Genomic DNA, 710 nt, shown 5'->3' with positions numbered 1-710 from the left:
GGCGCTGCTGCCGCCATCGAAGCCCGCGCCGTCACCGCCAATGACTCCGCCGCCATCGTGCGCGCCAAGGCCGCCCTGGACAAACTCGACGTCGCCGAAGGCCTCGCCGAACTCGAAGGCTCCGCCGCCCGCGTCGCCGTTGACGAAAAGCGCATGATCAACTGCCGCGCCGACCTCAACCAACTCGTGCCCTTCAAGTACGACTGGGCCTGGCAGAAATACCTCGACGGCTGCGCCAACCACTGGATGCCGCAAGAGGTCAACATGACCGCCGACATCGCCCTGTGGAAAACCCCCGAAGGCCTGACCGACGACGAACGTCGCATCGTCATGCGTAACCTCGGCTTCTTCTCCACTGCGGATTCGTTGGTAGCGAACAACCTGGTGCTGGCCGTATACCGCCTGATCACCAACCCGGAGTGCCGCCAGTACATCCTGCGCCAGGCCTTCGAAGAAGCGATCCACACCCACGCCTACCAGTACTGCATCGAATCGTTGGCCATGGATGAAGGCGAGATCTTCAACATGTACCACGAGATCCCATCGGTCGCCAAAAAGGCCGCCTGGGGCCTGAAATACACCCGCTCGATCTCCGATCCGAAGTTCGAAACCGGCACCGTCGAGACGGACAAAGAGCTGCTGCGCAACCTGGTCGCCTACTACTGCGTCCTGGAAGGCATCTTCTTCTACTGCGGCTTCACCCAGATCCT

1 protein-coding gene is annotated in these 710 nt (G+C 61.7%); it reads left to right on the top strand.

The features are described 5' to 3' along the window. Positions 1-710 (top strand): ribonucleotide-diphosphate reductase subunit beta (locus tag GNF76_RS29250; protein ID WP_155586503.1); only part of this gene is annotated, 710 nt, incomplete at both ends.

It is taken from the genome of Pseudomonas spelaei (genome assembly GCF_009724245.1).
In the GTDB taxonomy this organism is placed as follows: domain Bacteria; phylum Pseudomonadota; class Gammaproteobacteria; order Pseudomonadales; family Pseudomonadaceae; genus Aquipseudomonas; species Aquipseudomonas spelaei.
The sequence above is the reverse complement of the archived record's forward strand: the minus strand, read 5'-3'. Positions and strand labels throughout refer to the sequence as shown.